The sequence below is a fragment of the Paeniglutamicibacter psychrophenolicus genome (assembly GCF_017876575.1).
GTDB classification, from domain to species: domain Bacteria; phylum Actinomycetota; class Actinomycetes; order Actinomycetales; family Micrococcaceae; genus Paeniglutamicibacter; species Paeniglutamicibacter psychrophenolicus.
Map to the genome: position 1 here is coordinate 922,531 of NZ_JAGIOE010000001.1, position 15,145 is coordinate 937,675.

Annotated in this window: 15 protein-coding genes; 7 read left to right on the plus strand and 8 right to left on the minus strand. The window is 63.7% G+C overall.

The genetic code is table 11. From position 1 onward, the window contains the following. The first annotated feature begins 9 nt into the window (after positions 1–9). The 4 genes from JOF46_RS04040 to JOF46_RS04055 are packed head-to-tail and all read left to right on the plus strand — an operon-like array spanning position 10 to position 4,196. Positions 10–1,389, plus strand: coding sequence for an MFS transporter (locus tag JOF46_RS04040; protein WP_209906141.1), 1,380 nt, complete (start codon positions 10–12; stop codon positions 1,387–1,389). A 5-nt stretch (positions 1,390–1,394) separates the two neighbouring features. Next, complete coding sequence (locus JOF46_RS04045) at positions 1,395–2,672, plus strand: MFS transporter (RefSeq protein WP_209906142.1); 1,278 nt, start codon at positions 1,395–1,397, stop codon at positions 2,670–2,672. Next, complete coding sequence (locus JOF46_RS04050; RefSeq protein ID WP_209906143.1) at positions 2,605–3,039, plus strand: MaoC family dehydratase; 435 nt, start codon at positions 2,605–2,607, stop codon at positions 3,037–3,039. Before JOF46_RS04045 ends, JOF46_RS04050 begins: the two co-directional genes overlap by 68 nt. Positions 3,040–3,044: 5 nt before the next feature. Then, positions 3,045–4,196: an acetyl-CoA C-acyltransferase gene (locus JOF46_RS04055; RefSeq protein ID WP_209906144.1), complete on the plus strand. Its 1,152-nt coding sequence runs from the start codon at positions 3,045–3,047 to the stop codon at positions 4,194–4,196. Positions 4,197–4,380: 184 nt separating this feature from the next. Here the strand turns inward: JOF46_RS04055 and JOF46_RS04060 are convergent, their stop codons facing one another. The 5 genes from JOF46_RS04060 to JOF46_RS04080 are packed head-to-tail and all read right to left on the minus strand — an operon-like array spanning position 4,381 to position 10,149. Beyond that, positions 4,381–5,202 (minus strand): HpcH/HpaI aldolase/citrate lyase family protein, encoded by an 822-nt coding sequence (locus tag JOF46_RS04060; RefSeq protein WP_209906145.1) that lies wholly within the window; start codon positions 5,200–5,202, stop codon positions 4,381–4,383. A gap of 2 nt (positions 5,203–5,204) precedes the next feature. Next, complete coding sequence (locus JOF46_RS04065) at positions 5,205–5,720, minus strand: MaoC family dehydratase (protein WP_209906146.1); 516 nt, start codon at positions 5,718–5,720, stop codon at positions 5,205–5,207. Beyond that, entirely contained in the window at positions 5,717–7,792 is a 2,076-nt protein-coding gene (locus JOF46_RS04070; RefSeq protein WP_209911521.1) for an ATP-binding protein, read from the minus strand. The genes JOF46_RS04065 and JOF46_RS04070 overlap by 4 nt, the downstream gene beginning before the upstream one ends. Positions 7,793–7,848: 56 nt before the next feature. After that, on the minus strand, positions 7,849–9,459 hold the full coding sequence (locus JOF46_RS04075) for a carboxyl transferase domain-containing protein (RefSeq protein ID WP_209906147.1): 1,611 nt from the start codon (positions 9,457–9,459) through the stop codon (positions 7,849–7,851). Positions 9,460–9,498: 39 nt separating this feature from the next. Then, positions 9,499–10,149, minus strand: a complete 651-nt coding sequence (locus JOF46_RS04080; RefSeq protein ID WP_209906148.1) for a TetR/AcrR family transcriptional regulator — start codon at positions 10,147–10,149, stop codon at positions 9,499–9,501. 217 nt (positions 10,150–10,366) lie between these two features. On the opposite strand from JOF46_RS04080, the gene JOF46_RS04085 reads away from it, so the two are divergent. Both JOF46_RS04085 and JOF46_RS04090 read left to right on the plus strand, forming a co-directional pair. Beyond that, complete coding sequence (locus JOF46_RS04085) at positions 10,367–10,645, plus strand: type II toxin-antitoxin system RelE/ParE family toxin (protein ID WP_209906149.1); 279 nt, start codon at positions 10,367–10,369, stop codon at positions 10,643–10,645. 12 nt (positions 10,646–10,657) lie between these two features. Beyond that, on the plus strand, positions 10,658–10,939 hold the full coding sequence (locus tag JOF46_RS04090) for a HigA family addiction module antitoxin (protein WP_209906150.1): 282 nt from the start codon (positions 10,658–10,660) through the stop codon (positions 10,937–10,939). 96 nt (positions 10,940–11,035) lie between these two features. Here the strand turns inward: JOF46_RS04090 and JOF46_RS04095 are convergent, their stop codons facing one another. The 3 genes from JOF46_RS04095 to JOF46_RS04105 are packed head-to-tail and all read right to left on the minus strand — an operon-like array spanning position 11,036 to position 13,562. Beyond that, complete coding sequence (locus JOF46_RS04095) at positions 11,036–12,205, minus strand: acetyl-CoA C-acyltransferase (RefSeq protein WP_209906151.1); 1,170 nt, start codon at positions 12,203–12,205, stop codon at positions 11,036–11,038. Next, on the minus strand, positions 12,202–12,852 hold the full coding sequence (locus JOF46_RS04100; protein WP_209906152.1) for a CoA transferase subunit B: 651 nt from the start codon (positions 12,850–12,852) through the stop codon (positions 12,202–12,204). The genes JOF46_RS04095 and JOF46_RS04100 overlap by 4 nt, the downstream gene beginning before the upstream one ends. A 5-nt stretch (positions 12,853–12,857) precedes the next feature. After that, positions 12,858–13,562 carry a CoA transferase subunit A gene (locus tag JOF46_RS04105; RefSeq protein ID WP_209906153.1) on the minus strand — a complete coding sequence of 235 codons (705 nt, stop codon included), beginning with the start codon at positions 13,560–13,562 and terminating at the stop codon, positions 12,858–12,860. Between the two features lie 151 nt (positions 13,563–13,713). Here JOF46_RS04105 and JOF46_RS04110 point away from each other — a divergent pair, with 151 nt between their 5' ends. Next, complete coding sequence (locus JOF46_RS04110) at positions 13,714–14,502, plus strand: IclR family transcriptional regulator (protein WP_425355030.1); 789 nt, start codon at positions 13,714–13,716, stop codon at positions 14,500–14,502. Positions 14,503–15,145 lie beyond the last annotated feature (643 nt).

Consider the following 15,145-nt stretch of genomic DNA (forward strand, 5'->3'; position numbering starts at 1 on the left):
GGATCCACCATGTCATCCAATCTGATTGAGACACCAGAGCAGGCACTCACCCGTCGTCGCGCACGTGTTGCGAGCTTTGTGGGCACCACCATCGAGTGGTACGACTTCTATCTATATGGAACCGCAGCCGCTTTGATCTTTGGGCAGCTGTTCTTTCCCAACTTCTCAGGCTTGACGGCGACGATGCTGGCACTGTTGACGTTCTCGGCTGGCTTCATTGCGCGTCCGCTGGGCGGCGTGATTATGGGGCACTTCGGCGACAAGATTGGGCGAAAGGCCATGTTGATCCTTTCGCTTGTCATGATGGGCGGGGCGACCGCCCTGATCGGCATGTTGCCTACCTATGGCAGCATCGGCATTTGGGCGCCCATCCTTCTGTTGGTCCTGCGCACCGTCCAAGGTTTCGGTGTTGGCGGAGAATGGGGCGGTGCGGTCCTCGTTGCCGTTGAAAACGCCCCGGCGGATAAGCGCGGATTGTTCGGTGCATGGCCGCAGGCAGGTGTCCCGGTCGGCTTGCTCTTGGCAAACGGCGTCTTCATGAGCTGTCAGATGCTGCTTACCCCGGAACAGTTCATGGCCTGGGGCTGGCGCATTGGCTTCCTGGGGTCGGTCTTGCTTATCGTCGTCGGATTGTTCATCCGACTCAAGATGGAAGAGACCCCGGCCTTTGCGAAGGCCAAAAGCCAAGGCGAGGTTGCCAAGTTCCCTGTCCTTGAGGTCTTGCGCTATCAATGGAGGGCTGTCGCGATTGCCGTGGGCATCAAGGTCTCGCAGAATGCAATCTTCTACATCATCACCGTTTTCGCACTTACCTATGTCAGCAAGGCGCTGGGGCTTCCCAGCTCGGTTGCCCTGATCGGTGTCATGATCGCTTGCGTCCTCAGCTCCTTCAACTTGTTGTTTACCGGCTGGCTTTCGGACCAGTACGGACGGCGGCGAGTCTATTTGCTTGGTGCGGTTCTATCCGGGTTATTCGCTTTCCCCTTCTTCATGATGATGAATACCCGACACTCGGTCATGATTTGGCTGGCCATCGTGATCGCGTTGCTCCTGCACGACTTGATGTACGGACCGCAGGCCGCATTCATGGCGGAAATGTTCGATACAAACGTCCGCTATACCGGTGCGTCGTTGGGCTACCAGATCGCGTCGATGATTGCGGGCTCTGTCTCACCGGTTCTGGCCGTGTATCTGCTGAGTATCTCCGATAACAAACCATGGGCGGTGGCGCTCTACATGGTGGGCATTAGCGTGATCACCATCGTTGCCACGTGGATTGCCAAGGAGACCCACCGAGGCAACCGGGTAAAGGGGCGGGTCCACTCGACATTCGATGTAGAGCTCGACCGCGAGAATGACAACAGCGCGAATTCTCCGGTAGGGAACTAGCTCAGATGTCGGCCCACAAGCAAGCAACCCGGCAGCGGACAACGACTGCTTTAGTCCAGGTACTCGGACTTGCGGTCTGGTTCTCGGCGACTGCCGTCGGGCCCAGCCTGCAACGTGAGTGGGCTCTCGAAGACGCCTCCCTGGTCTGGATCACCACGTCGGTGCAGTTGGGTTTCGTCGTGGGAGCCGTTGGCTCGGCGTTCCTCAACTTGGCCGACAGGTTTCCAGCACAATACGTACTTGCGACCAGCGCTGCCTGCGCATCCGCATGCACATTGGCTTTTGCCATCGCCGCTAACAGCCTCGGGCCGGCAATCCTGTTCCGTTTTCTTACCGGACTATTTCTGGCGGGAATCTATCCCGTCGGAATGAAGCTGATCGCGTCCTGGTCGCTTCCCGCCGGTCGAGGAAAGGCCTTTGGCATACTCATTGGAGCCTTGACGATTGGATCTACGGTCCCGCATCTGATTGGAGGGATTGGCATACTGCCGTGGCGTCAAGTCATGGGGGTAGCTGCGGGTCTTGCGTTGTTGGCCGCGACAATTTCAGCACTCTTCCTACGGGTTGGTCCATACGTCCAGCGGGAGAAGCCCAAGGTGGACCCTCGCCATGTACTGGCTCTATTTCGACAGCAGCGGCCGCGCCTAGCGAACGTCGGATATTTCGGGCATATGTGGGAGCTATACGCGCTTTGGGCCTGGCTTCCCATCTTTATCCTAAACAGCCGTCAATCGCGTGAACCAGGCGAAGTGCTTGGCGTGGGCATCGTCGTTTTCGCAACCATGGGCGTAGGTGGCGTGATTGGATCAATGCTCGGCGGATGGGCCGCTGACAAATGGGGTCGACCGCAGTCGGCGGCCGTGGCCCTGGCCATCAGCGGTTCCTGCTGCCTGGCTTCCCCGATCATGTTCAGGGCCCCCGATCCATTGCTCTTCACCTTTCTGCTGCTCTGGGGGGCCTCGGTGATTGCCGATTCCGGGGTCTTCTCGACTTCGTTGAGTGAAAGCGTCGATCGACGTCTCATCGGCACAGCGCTGACGACCCAAACCGCCGTTGGATTTCTTATCACGGTCGGTTCGATCCAGCTGGTTCCCCTGTTTGCCGGAATTGTCGGCTGGCAATACGCATTCGTGGTACTTCTCCCCGGACCCGTCCTAGGCGTCCTAACCATGCACACTCTCGCAACACTCAAAAAGAACAATGAAAGGCACTCCAATGACTACGACCGCGCACTCACACCTGTACGTCGGCAAAACCGCCCAGTTGTCTCGCACCGTTTCTAGCGACGACATCTCTCTTTTCACCGACATCAGCGGCGACCGCAATCCAATCCACTATGATCCTGCCGCGGCCAAAGCCTCTCGCTTTGGAGAGATAGTCGTTCAGGGCGGCGTCACAAGCGCGATATTGAATGCCGTGGTCGCTGAAGAGCTCCCTGGCCCGGGAACTGTCTTCTTGAACGTCAACTGGGATTTTGTAGCCCCGGTCCGCCCTGGTGACGTCATTACTGGAATCGTGGAAGTCACGGAGGTTCGCACGGACAAACCCATCACCAAGATCAAGACCAAGGTAGTGCGCGGTGACGGCATCGTCGTACTTGAGGGAACGGCGGTCTGTTACACGATGTCCTTGGACGCGGAGAAAGGCTGATTCAAATGTCTAACCGAATTCCGGTCCTGGTTTCAGCTGCCCGAACGGCAATAGGTAAGTTCAACGGCATACACCGTAACACCTCGGCGCTTGACCTCGGCGCCGAAGCCGCACAGGGTGCCCTCCGGAACATCAATGGGTATGTGCCGGATACCGTGTTCATGGGGAATGTAGTGCAAGCCGGAAACGGGCAGAACCCCGCTCGTTCTGTTGCGGTCCGAGCTGGCTTGCCTCTTACCGTGCCTGCCATGACCTTGAACAATGTGTGTTTGGCCAGTCTCTATTCAGCGACGCTTGCCTCCACCCTGATCCGGGCTGGTCAATTCGATAGCGCACTTGTCGGTGGTTTTGAGTCGATGAGTAGGGCTTTGCATGGACTGCAAATGAGGCAAGCCGTGCTGTATGGACAAGCCCCTGCCATGGACCTGTTGGAGTCCGATGGGCTTCGCTGCGCGATAACCGATCAGGGGATGGGACCCATCTCCGATGAATCCAACGCGCGTCTGTCGATATCACGTGCGGTGCAGGACTCCTTCGCCGCAGAGAGCCACCGGCGTGCTGCCAGTGCTACGAGCAAGGGACGTTTTGCGCGCGAAATGGCGTTGAAAGGTGCGTCCACCTTCGATGAGGGCCCACGCCCCGCCACCACAGCGGATATTCTGGGGCAGCTCAATTCGGCATTCACCCCCGGGGGGACCATTACCGCAGGCAACGCATCGCAGATGTCGGATGCTGGCGCTGCAGGAGTAGTCATGGAGAGGGAAAAGGCCCGACAACTGGGTCTTGACCCGATTGTGGAGATCGTAGACTCCGCCGTTGTAGCTGGTCCCGACACTTCGCTGCACCTCAAGCCCGCCGATGCGATCCGAAAGCTTCTGGCCAGAAACGGTCTGGCGACGAACCAGATCGGACTCTGGGAGATCAACGAGGCCTTCGCCGGCGTTGTGGTGGCCAGCGTGCGAGACCTCGGAATCGACCTCGAGAGTGTCAACGTCAATGGCGGTGCCATCGCATTGGGCCACCCGCTGGGCGCGTCGGGCTTCCGACTTCTGCAGACCCTGGCGGTTGAGATGCAGGAACGCCAGGTCGAATACGGGGTTGCAGCAATCTGCGGTGGTGGTGGGCAGGGACAAGCCGTCTTGCTGCGACTTCCCTAAATCACCTAATGAAATACACGGACGCGCCGCCACTGGGTGGGCAGCCCGGAACCCATCAACCCGGACCGGTTCTGCTCACCCAATTGGCTGCCTGTACCACCGCTGCCAAAAAGCTCCCTACATTCGTTTGCGCAACAGCTCATGACGAAGCCTGTCAACACCGACATTGGTAACAGGGTGAGGATCAAGCGATGCCGGAGATTCGGTGTCGGGCCAATATGGCCCGCGCGTGGCGCAGCAGCGGCTCGTCAACCATCTGCCCCTCGAACGTGAACACGCCGGCGGAGACTTCAGCCGTGGCAAGGATGCGCGTGGCCCGCTCGACCTGCTCTGCCGAGGGCGAGAACGCCTGGCGGATGACGGGCATCTGCCCGGGATGGATGGAGGCCTTGGCCCCGAACCCGGAGGCCTGAGCATCAATGGATTCGGCCAGCAGCCCCTCGTGGTCGGGGATGTTGATATAGACCGAGTCGATGGCGACCTTGCGGTACGCACCGGCGGCCAGCAGCACCTGGGATCGTGCATGCAGAGCCACATCGCGGTAGCCGCCCGACTCGTGGCGGGAAGATGCCCCCCCGAGGGAGGCCACCAGGTCCTCGGCGCCCCACATCAGCGCCACGACGTTGCGTGAGGACGCGATCTGCCCGGCATTGAGGACCCCCAGCGCGGTTTCGCACAGGGCCACCACGTTGAAGTCGGCCACGGTGGCCAGGTCGTCAAGGGTCTCGGTCTTGGCCAGCATGATGGTGCGGTACTTGGTCTGCTCGATGGCTGCGATGTCCGCGGCGAAGTCCGGGGTGCCCACCGGGTTGACGCGCACGATGGTGCGTTCCGGATCCAGGGGGTTCTCGAGCAGGGCCTGACGGGCGGCCTGCTTGTTGTCCGCAGCCACCGCATCCTCGAGGTCGATGATCACCGCGTCGGCACGCTCGAGCGCCTTGGCGTAGCGGTCGGGTCGGTCTGCCGGGCAGAAAAGGATCGCCGGACCCATGCTGAAGTCTTGCATGCCTAGTCCTCTTCGTTGGTGTTCATGGATGCCGCGTGGGCGTCCTTGGTCCACATCATGCAGGTACGCGTGGCGGTGGCCACGATGACGCCGTCCTGGTTCCGCCCGGTGTGCTTCATGGTGACGATGCCCTGTCCCGGACGGGACTTCGAAAGCCGGATCTCGGTGACCTCGGTTTCGGTGTAGAGCGTGTCACCGTGGAACATCGGGTGCGGGAACTTCACGGCGTCGATGCCGAGCTGGCCGATGATGGTCCCCTCGGTCATCTGCGGCACCGACTGGCCGATCATGGTTCCCAGCGTGAACAGGGAATTCATCAGCCGCTGTCCGAAGGGCTGGGTCGCGCTCCAGGCAGCGTCCAGGTGCAGGCCCTGGTTGTTCATGGTCAGCGAGGTGAACAGGACGTTGTCCGTCTCGGTGAGGGTGCGTCCGGGGCGGTGCGCGTAGATGACGCCCTCGCGCAGCTCATCGAGGTAGAAGCCGCGCTGTTGGACGCGCTCGGGGGTTTGGGTACTCATGCGCTGTGCTCCAGATCGGTGAGGGTGGTATCGATGTCCTCGGCCTGGGACTCCATGTCCTTGACCGTGGCAATGAGCTGGTTGGCCTTGACCAGGTCCCCGGCCTTCAGGTGGCTCATGTTCACGACCCCGTCGGACGGCGAGAGCATTTGGTGTTCCATTTTCATGGCCTCGATGGTGGCCAGGATTTGGCCGGCCGCCACGAGTTCCCCGTCGCTGACCTGTACGGCGATGACGGTTCCGGGCATGGGGGAGCGCACCTCGGGGGACAGTGCCCCGGCGCCGCGGTCCATGGCGGCGAGCTCGCGGGCGAGCACTTCGGTGCGGTCAAGCGGCCGCACGCCGGTGGTCCACCCGTCGTGGCTCAGCCAGATGGTGCGGTCGGCGGAGCGGGCGGTGGACACGCGGTGCGCCAGCCCGTTGACGGAGAAGCGGCCCGGGCCTGCTGTCTCCACCAGGAATTCCTGGCCATCGATGTCAATTGCGGAACCGTTTCCGGTGCTGCGGAAGGACAGCGAACGGGTCTGCAGGTCGACCTCGAATTGCAGGGCGGTGCCGACGTGGGCGCCCAGCCGCCATCCGTCCCCGCGTTGCCATGGGCTCGCGGCGGATTTGTGTGCCGGGCGGGAAAGGTGCGCGGCCAGGGCCAGCTCGGCAGCGGAGATTGCCCGGAATTCCATGTCAGGCATTACTCGGGCGATCAGGTTGGTGTCCAGCCGGCCCGCGGCCACGTCCTGATCGGCGATGAGCAGGCGCAGGTACTCGATGTTGGTCAGCACGCCCAGGATCACGGTGGAGGACAGTGCCCGGTCCAGTCGTGCGAGGGAATCGGCGCGGTCGGTTCCCCAGGCGATGACCTTGGAGACCATCGGATCGTAGAAGGAGGAAACTACAAGTCCCTCGCGCAGCGAGGAATCCACGCGGATGTGCTCGCCGGAGGCCTCGGTGAGGACAAGGATGGTGCCGATCGAGGGCATGAAGTCGTGCGCGGGGTCCTCGGCATAGACGCGGGCCTCGGTCGCATGTCCGTGCAGCTGAACCTGGTCCTGGGTGAAATCCAGGGCCTCGCCGGCAGCAATGCGCACCTGCCATTCGACCAGGTCGATGCGCTGCTCCTTGATGCGGACGACTTCCTCGGTGACCGGGTGCTCGACCTGCAGGCGGGTGTTCATTTCCATGAAGAAGAATTCGCCGGGGTTCTCGTCGCTGACCAGGAATTCCACGGTTCCGGCGCCCACGTAGTCCACCGATTTCGCGGCGGCGACTGCCGCGGCACCGATTTCGGCGCGGATGCGCCCGCCCTCGGCGTGGTTTTCCAGCAGCGGCGAGGGCGCTTCCTCGATGACCTTCTGGTGGCGGCGCTGCAGCGAGCATTCGCGTTCGCCCAGGTGCATGGTGTTGCCGTGCCGGTCGGCCAGGACCTGGACCTCGATGTGGCGGGGGTTGCGCACGAGTCGCTCGAGGAAGAGCGTGTCGTCGCCGAAGGCGCTGGCCGCGGTGCGGCGGGCGCTGGCCAGGGCCTCGGGCAGCTCAGCTGCGGAATCGACCACGAACATGCCCTTGCCTCCGCCTCCGGCCGAGGGCTTGATCAGCAGCGGGAAGCCCACCGAGTCCGCGGCGGCCATGAGTTCCTCGTTGGTCAGTCCGGCCTTGGCAATGCCAGGGACCACCGGGACGCCGTGGGACATGACGTGGTTCTTGGAGCGGATCTTGTCGCCCATCAGGTTGATGGAGTGGGCATCGGGGCCGATGAAGGTGATGCCTGCATCTTCCAGGGCGCGGGCGAATTCGAGGTTCTCGGCCAGGAACCCGTAGCCCGGGTGCACGGCCTGCGCGCCGGAGCGGCGGCAGGCCTCGAGGATCGCGGGGATGCTGAGGTAGCTTTCGGTGGCGGCACCGGGCCCGATGCGCACGGCCACATCGGCCTCGGCCACGTGGAGGGCGCCGGCATCGGCGTCCGAGTACACGGCGACCGAGCGGATGCCCAGGGCCTTGAGGGAGCGGATGACGCGGACGGCGATTTCCCCGCGGTTGGCCACGAGCACCGTGTCAAAAAGTTTGTTCGTCACGATTGGTCCTTATCTGGAATCAAGTGATCTTGGGGGAGGGAAGTAGGGATGTACCGCAACTACATGCGGAAGACGCCGAAGGAGGTCTCCGGCAGCGGTTGGCGGGAAGCGACGTCAAGGGCCATGCCGAGCACCCGGCGGGTGTCTTGCGGGTCGATGACCCCGTCGTCCCAGAGCCGGGCGGTGGAGTAGTAGGGGTTGCCCTGGGCTTCGTACTGCTCCTTGATCGGCGCCTTGAAGGCTTCCTCGTCCTCGGCGCTCCAAGTGTCTCCCGCGCCCTCGATCGCATCGCGCTTCACGGTCGCCAGTACGCCGGAAGCCTGGTTGCCACCCATCACCGAGATCCGGGCCGCCGGCCACATCCACAAGAAGCGCGGAGAGTAGGCACGCCCGCACATGGAGTAGTTGCCTGCGCCGAAGGACCCGCCAATGACGACGGTGAACTTGGGGACGCGGGCGGTGGCCACCGCGGTGACCATCTTGGCGCCGTGCTTGGCGATGCCGTCGGCCTCGTAGTCGCGGCCCACCATGAACCCGGCGAGGTTCTGCAGGAACACCAGCGGGATGCCGCGCTGGTCGCAGAGCTCGATGAAGTGGGCGCCCTTGAGGGCGGACTCGGAGAAGAGCACGCCGTTGTTGGCGATGATGCCGACCTTGTGCCCGTGGATGCGGGCGAAGCCGGTGACCAGGGTGGTGCCGTAGTTGGCCTTGAATTCGTGGAATTCGCTGCCGTCCACGACCCTGGCAATGACCTCGCGGACGTCGTAGGGCGCATTCACGTCGGTGGGCACCGCGCCGTAGAGCTCGGCGGGATCCTCGAGTGGTTCGGCGACCTGTTCGGCGATGTCCCAGGCCGGGGCCGGGGTGGGCGGCAGGGTTTCGATGATGTTCCGGACGATCGCCAGGGCGTGAGCGTCGTTTTCGGCCAGGTGGTCGACCACGCCGGAGGTCTTGGCGTGCAGGTCGCCGCCGCCGAGTTCCTCGGCGGTGACGATCTCGCCGATGGCCGCCTTCACCAGGGGAGGTCCGCCCAGGAAGATGGTGCCCTGGTTGCGGACGATCACCGTCTCGTCGCTCATGGCCGGGACGTAGGCGCCACCGGCGGTGCAGGAGCCCAGGACGGCAGCGATCTGCGGGATCTTGGCCGCGGAGAGGTTGGCCTGGTTGTAGAAGATGCGCCCGAAGTGGTCGCGGTCGGGGAAGACCTCGTCCTGCATGGGCAGGAAGGCTCCGCCGGAGTCGACGAGGTAGACACAGGGCAATCCGTTTTCCATGGCGATTTCCTGGGCCCGGAGGTGCTTCTTCACGGTCATCGGGAAGTAGGTGCCGCCCTTGACGGTGGCGTCGTTGGAGATCACCAGCACGTGGCGTCCGTGCACCAAGCCGATACCGGCGATCATGCCGGCACCTGGGCAGTCCCCTCCATACATGTCCTCGGCCGCGAGCGGCGCGATCTCCAGGAAGGGAGAGCCCTCGTCGAGCAGCGTGTTGACGCGGTCGCGCGGCAGGAGCTTGCCGCGGTCGAGGTGGCGCTGGCGTGATTTTTCCGATCCGCCGAGGGCGGCGGCGGCGAGCCGCGACTTGAGCTCGGCGACCAGCCGGGTTTGTTCGGCGGCGTTCTTCAGGAAGGCGGGGCCGGTGGTGTCGATCGTGCTGGACAGGGCTTCCATGGATCCTCTTTCGAAGCTGAAAACGTCGGGGATGGTGTGTCAGTGGGCGGAGACAACGGGAACTCCCGGCGGTTCGCTGGCGAGCTGCACGGGTGGGTGGATGAAGTTGATGCCCGCCAGCATGGAGCGGTCGGCCGAGAGAATCTTGCAGGCCATCATCACGAAGTTGTGTTGGACCTCGGACAGCGTCAGCCGACCGTCGGGGCGGTACCAGTGGGCGACTCCGGTCCCCATTTCCATCAAGGCGAGGCGTGCCATGGTCGGGTCCTCCGTGCTGAAGTCTCCGACACGAATGCCGCGTTCGACGACCTGGGCGAAGAGCGACTCGTAGTCGTCACGCAGCTTCTGCATCGCCTCGCGGTTCAGCGGTGACAGCACACGCATTTCGTATTCGGCCACCCGGGCAGTTAGCGGATTGGCGGCGGTGAAACCGACGTGGGCCGATACCAGGGCCGCCAATTGGATGGTCGGCTCGGCGCTGAGGCGAAGGGCCGCCGAACCGGAGGCGATCATCTCATCAAGGCAAGTGCGCATCACTTGCACCAGGAGTTCTTCCTTGCTGCCGGTGTAGTGGTAGATCGTGGCGGAGTTGATGCCGGCGGACGCGCCCAGCTCGCGGATGCCTGTGGCGGCGAAGCCTTGCCGGGCAAAGAGGAGCACTGCAGCTTGTTGGACCTTGCCGATGTTCATCATTTGCTCCGTTGCCGGGTTCGCACAAGAGCCGATCGATTGATTGGCTCCTACGCCCAGCAAACACCGTGATGCGGGTCACTGTCAATCATTCGATTGGGAATTGCGTGGGGCGCCGAAGCTGGCTGCACAGTGATCGCACCCTTGTTGCGCTTCGGGGAGGCAGGGTTGGGGAAGGGGGTCTTGTGTCGTGAGTCGACACGCGATACAGTCTGTTATGATCGTCAGTTTCCGGCATAAGGGGTTGGAAGCGCTCTATCGCGACAATTCCAAGAAGGGTGTACAGCCAGCGCATGCGGCAAAACTCGTCCGCATCTTGGGTGTACTCGATGTTGCGCGGACGCCGGCTGACCTCGCCATTCCCTCGTTCCGCACCCATGAGCTCAAGGGCGACCTTGCCGGACACTTCTCGATCTGGGTCAACGGCAACTGGCGTGTGACATTCCGATTTGTTGGGCAAGACGTCGAACTCGTTGACTACCAGGACTACCACTGAAGGAACAGCACCATGATGAAGAACCCACCGCACCCGGGTGAGATCATTCGCGAGGACGTGATCGCCGGACTCGGCCTCACCGTTGCGGAAGCCGCGCTCAGGTTAGGTGTCGCTCGCGTGACCCTGAGCAGAGTAGTCAACGGTCGTGCCGGCATCAGCCCGAATCTGGCCGTCAGGCTGGAACTTGCCGGAACCGGTACCGCCCGGGGCTGGCTCGCCATGCAGGTGAACTATGACCTCGCTCGGGAGCTGGAGGGCAAGACGCACCATGTGAAGCCGCTTGACGCTGCCTGAATTGCATGAAAACACGGGCACCTTCCACGCCTCTTGAGTGATGTGGAGAGTGCCCGTGTTCGACGGATGTCCCAGCGACACCCGATGCTGTTTGGCCTACAGCGCCCGCAGCACCACGGCGCTGCCCTGGCCGCCACCGCCGCAGATGCCGGTGGCGCCCACGGACCCCGAACCAAGCTCGGCCAGCTGGCGTGCCAGGGTGCCAATGATCCGCGCTCCCGAGGCACCGATCGGGTGGCCCAGTGCAATGGCCCCGCCCTTGGTGTTCACGATCTCCGGGTCGATCCCGAGCTTCGCGGTGGAACGAACGCCAACGGCGGCAAAGGCCTCGTTGATTTCCACGGCCTTCAGGTCCTTCGGGGCAATGCCGGTTCCTTCAAGGGCCGCCAGGATGGCGTTGGCCGGCTGCTCGTGCAGCAGCACGTCCGGGCCCGCCACCAGCGCGTGGGAGACGATCTCGGCCATCGGCGTCAGGCCCAGTCGCTCGGCCGCGGCCTTGCTGACCAGCACCAGGGCGGCGGCGCCGTCGGTGATCTGCGAGGCGTTGCCCGCGGTGATGGTGCCGTCCTTGGCAAAGGCCGGGCGCAGCTTGCCCAGGGACTCGGCCGTGGTGTCGGCACGGATCCCGTCATCGGCGGACACGACGGTGTCCCCGCGCCGGGAGCTGATGGTGAACGGCGCGATCTCACCGGCGTGGAAGTCGGCGGCCGCGGCTGCCAGCTGGTGCGAGCGGGCGGAGAATGCGTCCTGCTCGGCACGGTTGATGCCCATGGCGGTGTTGCCGTCCTCCGTGGAGGAACCCATGGAGCGGGCCTCGAAGGCGTCGGTGAGGCCGTCGAATTCGAGGGTGTCGATCATTTCGATGGCACCGTACTTGGTTCCGGCCCGCGCCCGCTGCACGTGGGGCGCCAGCGACATGGATTCCTGACCGATGGCCACCACGATGTCCGCCTCGCCGGCGTCGATCATGCGGGTGCCTGCCACGACGGCCTCGGTGCCCGAGAGGCACACTGCGTTCAGCGTCAGGGCCGGGACGTTGAATCCGATGCCGGCTCCCACGGAGGACTGGCGTGCGGGGTTTTGCCCGGCGCCCGCCTGCAGCACCTGTCCGGCGAAGACGCGCTGGACGTCCTCGGCGGAGATCCCTGCGCGCTCGAGGGCTGCTGCGGCAGCGTGGGCTCCCAGCGCCGTGCCGGGGACGGTGGCAAAGGCCCCGTTGAAGCGGGCAAACGGGGTGCGGGCGTACCCGGCGATCAATGCGCTCATGCTGCGATATCTTCCTGTAGTTCTACGGCAAAGGGGGCACCGGTGACCTCGGCGAGGGACTCGATGGTGATGCCGGGCGCCATGGCGCGCAGCACCAGGGCTGAATCGAGAATATCGAACACCGCGCGGTCGGTGATGATTCTATCCACCACGCCGACTCCGGTCAGCGGCAGGTCGCAGGTCTCAACGATCTTGGCCGACCCGTCCTTGGCGACGTGGTCGGTGATGACGATGACGCGCGGGGTGCCGGCGACCAGGTCCATGGCGCCGCCCATGCCCTTGACGAGCTTGCCGGGGATGGTCCAGTTGGCCAGGTCTCCGTTGGCGGCAACCTGCAGGGCGCCGAGGATCGCGGTGGCGACGTGGCCACCGCGGATCATGCCGAAGGAGGTGGCCGAGTCGAAGTAGCTGCCGCCGGGGAGCAAGGTGACGGTCTGCTTGCCTGCGTTGATCAAATCGGCGTCCTCCTCGCCCTCGTAGGGGAAGGGGCCCATGCCCAGCAACCCGTTCTCGGACTGCAGGGTGACGTTCACGCCCTCGGGCAGGTTGTTGGCCACCAGGGTCGGGATGCCGATGCCCAGGTTCACGTATTGGCCGTCGGTCAGTTCGCTGGCGGCAATGGCCGCCATTTCATCGCGTGTCCACATGCTTGCTATGCCTCCTGGCGGACGCGCACGGTCCGCTGTTCGATGTCCTTGGTGCCGTCGGTCGTCACGACGTGCTGCACGAAGATGCCGGGGGTGTCCACGAGGGACGGGTCCAGGTAGTCCTCGAGGATGACCTCGACCTCGGCGAAGGTGGTCCGGCCCGCGGCGGCGACGAGCGGGTTGAAGTTCCGGGCGGTCATCCGGTAGCGCAGGTTGCCCTCGCGGTCTGCCTCGTGGGCGCGGACCAGGGAGATGTCGGCAACGATGCCGCGTTCCAGGATGGCGTCGCGGCCGTCGAACGTCATGACCGGCTTGCCTTCGGCAACCGGGGTGCCCACACCGGTGGGGGTGTAGAAGGCGGGGATGCCGGCACCGCCGGCGCGCAGGCGTTCGGCCAGCGTGCCCTGCGGGACGAACTCGACCTCGAGCTCGTTGTCCAGGAACTGCCTGGCGAAGAGCTTGTTCTCTCCCACGTAGGAGGCCAGCACCTTGGAGACCTGCTTGTTTTCCAACAGCAGGCCCAGTCCCTTGCCGTCCACGCCCATGTTGTTCGAGACGATGGTCAGTCCGGTGGCACCCGAGTCGCGCAGGGCGGTGATCAGTCGGGTGGGTATTCCGCTGAGCCCGAAGCCGCCGACCGCGATGGTCATGCCGTCGCGCACGGTCGAGGCCAGGGCCTGCGCGGCGTCGGCCAATACTTTCGTTGCCATGATTCTCCTTGAGTCGTCCACGATGTGGATTGCATCACTGTTCTGCTTTGACGGTACAGATCCCGCGGGTTTGTGGTCAATGAATGACGTTGATTCGTTCCCGATCGTTCGATGGGTGGTTTGAATGCGTCATATCGTCCATAATATGGACATGAATACCTCGTTTCCCGGCGCCCAGGTCGTGGGCAGGATGGCCTCGGTGCTGCGAGCGGTGAGCACCGCGATGCCCAGGGGCATCTCCACGGCGGAGGTAGCCCGGGGCACCGGGCTGGCGCGGCCCACCGTCCACCGGCTGCTTGCGGCTCTGACCGCCGAAGGCTTTTGCGACCACGAGAACAAGTCGGGGCTGTGGATGCTGGGCCCGGAGATGTACCTGATGGGAACCGTGGCCGCCGAGCGCTACGACATCACCGACATTGCCCGCCCCCATGTTGCAGCGCTGGCCGACGCCACCGGTGAGAGCGCGTTCCTGTCGGTCCGCCGGGGCGAGGAAACGGTGTGCCTGCTGCGCCAGGACGGGGCGTTCCCGATCCGCTCGTTCGTGCTCTACGAGGGCAAGCGGTTCCCGCTCGGGGTGGCCTCGGCGGGGCTTGCAATCCTGTCGTTCCTGCCGGAGAAAGCGATCGAGCGCTACGTGGAGGGCCACGCCCTGGAGGAAGGGTACGGCAGCGAGCACGGTCAGGAGTTGCTGAGGCAGCGCATTGCCGAGACCCGGGAACGGGGCTGGGCGGTGAATCCCGGCTTGATCGTGGAAGGAAGCTGGGGGATGGGAGCGGCCGTCTTCGATGCGGCCGGCCAGCCCGCCTGGGCGCTGAGCCTGACCGGCATCGAGTCCAGGTTCAGCGCCGAACGCCAGCCCGAGCTGGGCCGTCTGCTGCTGCACCACGCCCACGAGCTGTCCAAGGAACTACGCGGTGAACAAGTTGCAACTGCTCGATGAGTCTGGGCCCCTGCAATCCGTACCGATGCACCGGGCAGCGGTGGTGGCCCGAAGATCCCTCGAGCTCTGCTGCCAGCCGTTCCCCGGCTTAAACAGAATGCGCATCCAGGGCGTTGACAACAATTTCGGGGACCCCGGGCCCGATGCGTTCCAGCCATGAGGGAGTGCGCGACGGCAATCCGGGAAGTCTCGTGCCAATCCAACGGGTGAACACGTGTCATGCAAGGGAGAGCTTCGCCCAACCGCGATGGGCGCCTTTCGTTGATTCGATTGTTGTCCATTGTGTCAACGCTAGCGGTATGGAATGCCGGGTTGATGACAGTGGTCTTAGGCAATGAAATGCGGGTGATGTGCCCGGAACCAGAACGAACATCTATGCGCGTCCGGACCTGTGTGGTGGCTGCCTGAGCAGGTTAGGTCGCCACACCGGATCACCGCAGTGTAGCCTCCACCAACGCGACGATCGAGATGGACACCTCTGACATCACCGTCGTTATTTTGGGTGCCGACTGCGGCGCCCGATTTGAGGTACTGACCGGAGAACGGTTTATGGTGCCGGATCATTGTTAGGTGTCGTCACGTAATTTTGATGTCCCGGAGGATCACTAATTCTTGATGGAAACCATCTTCCGATCGGCATTCT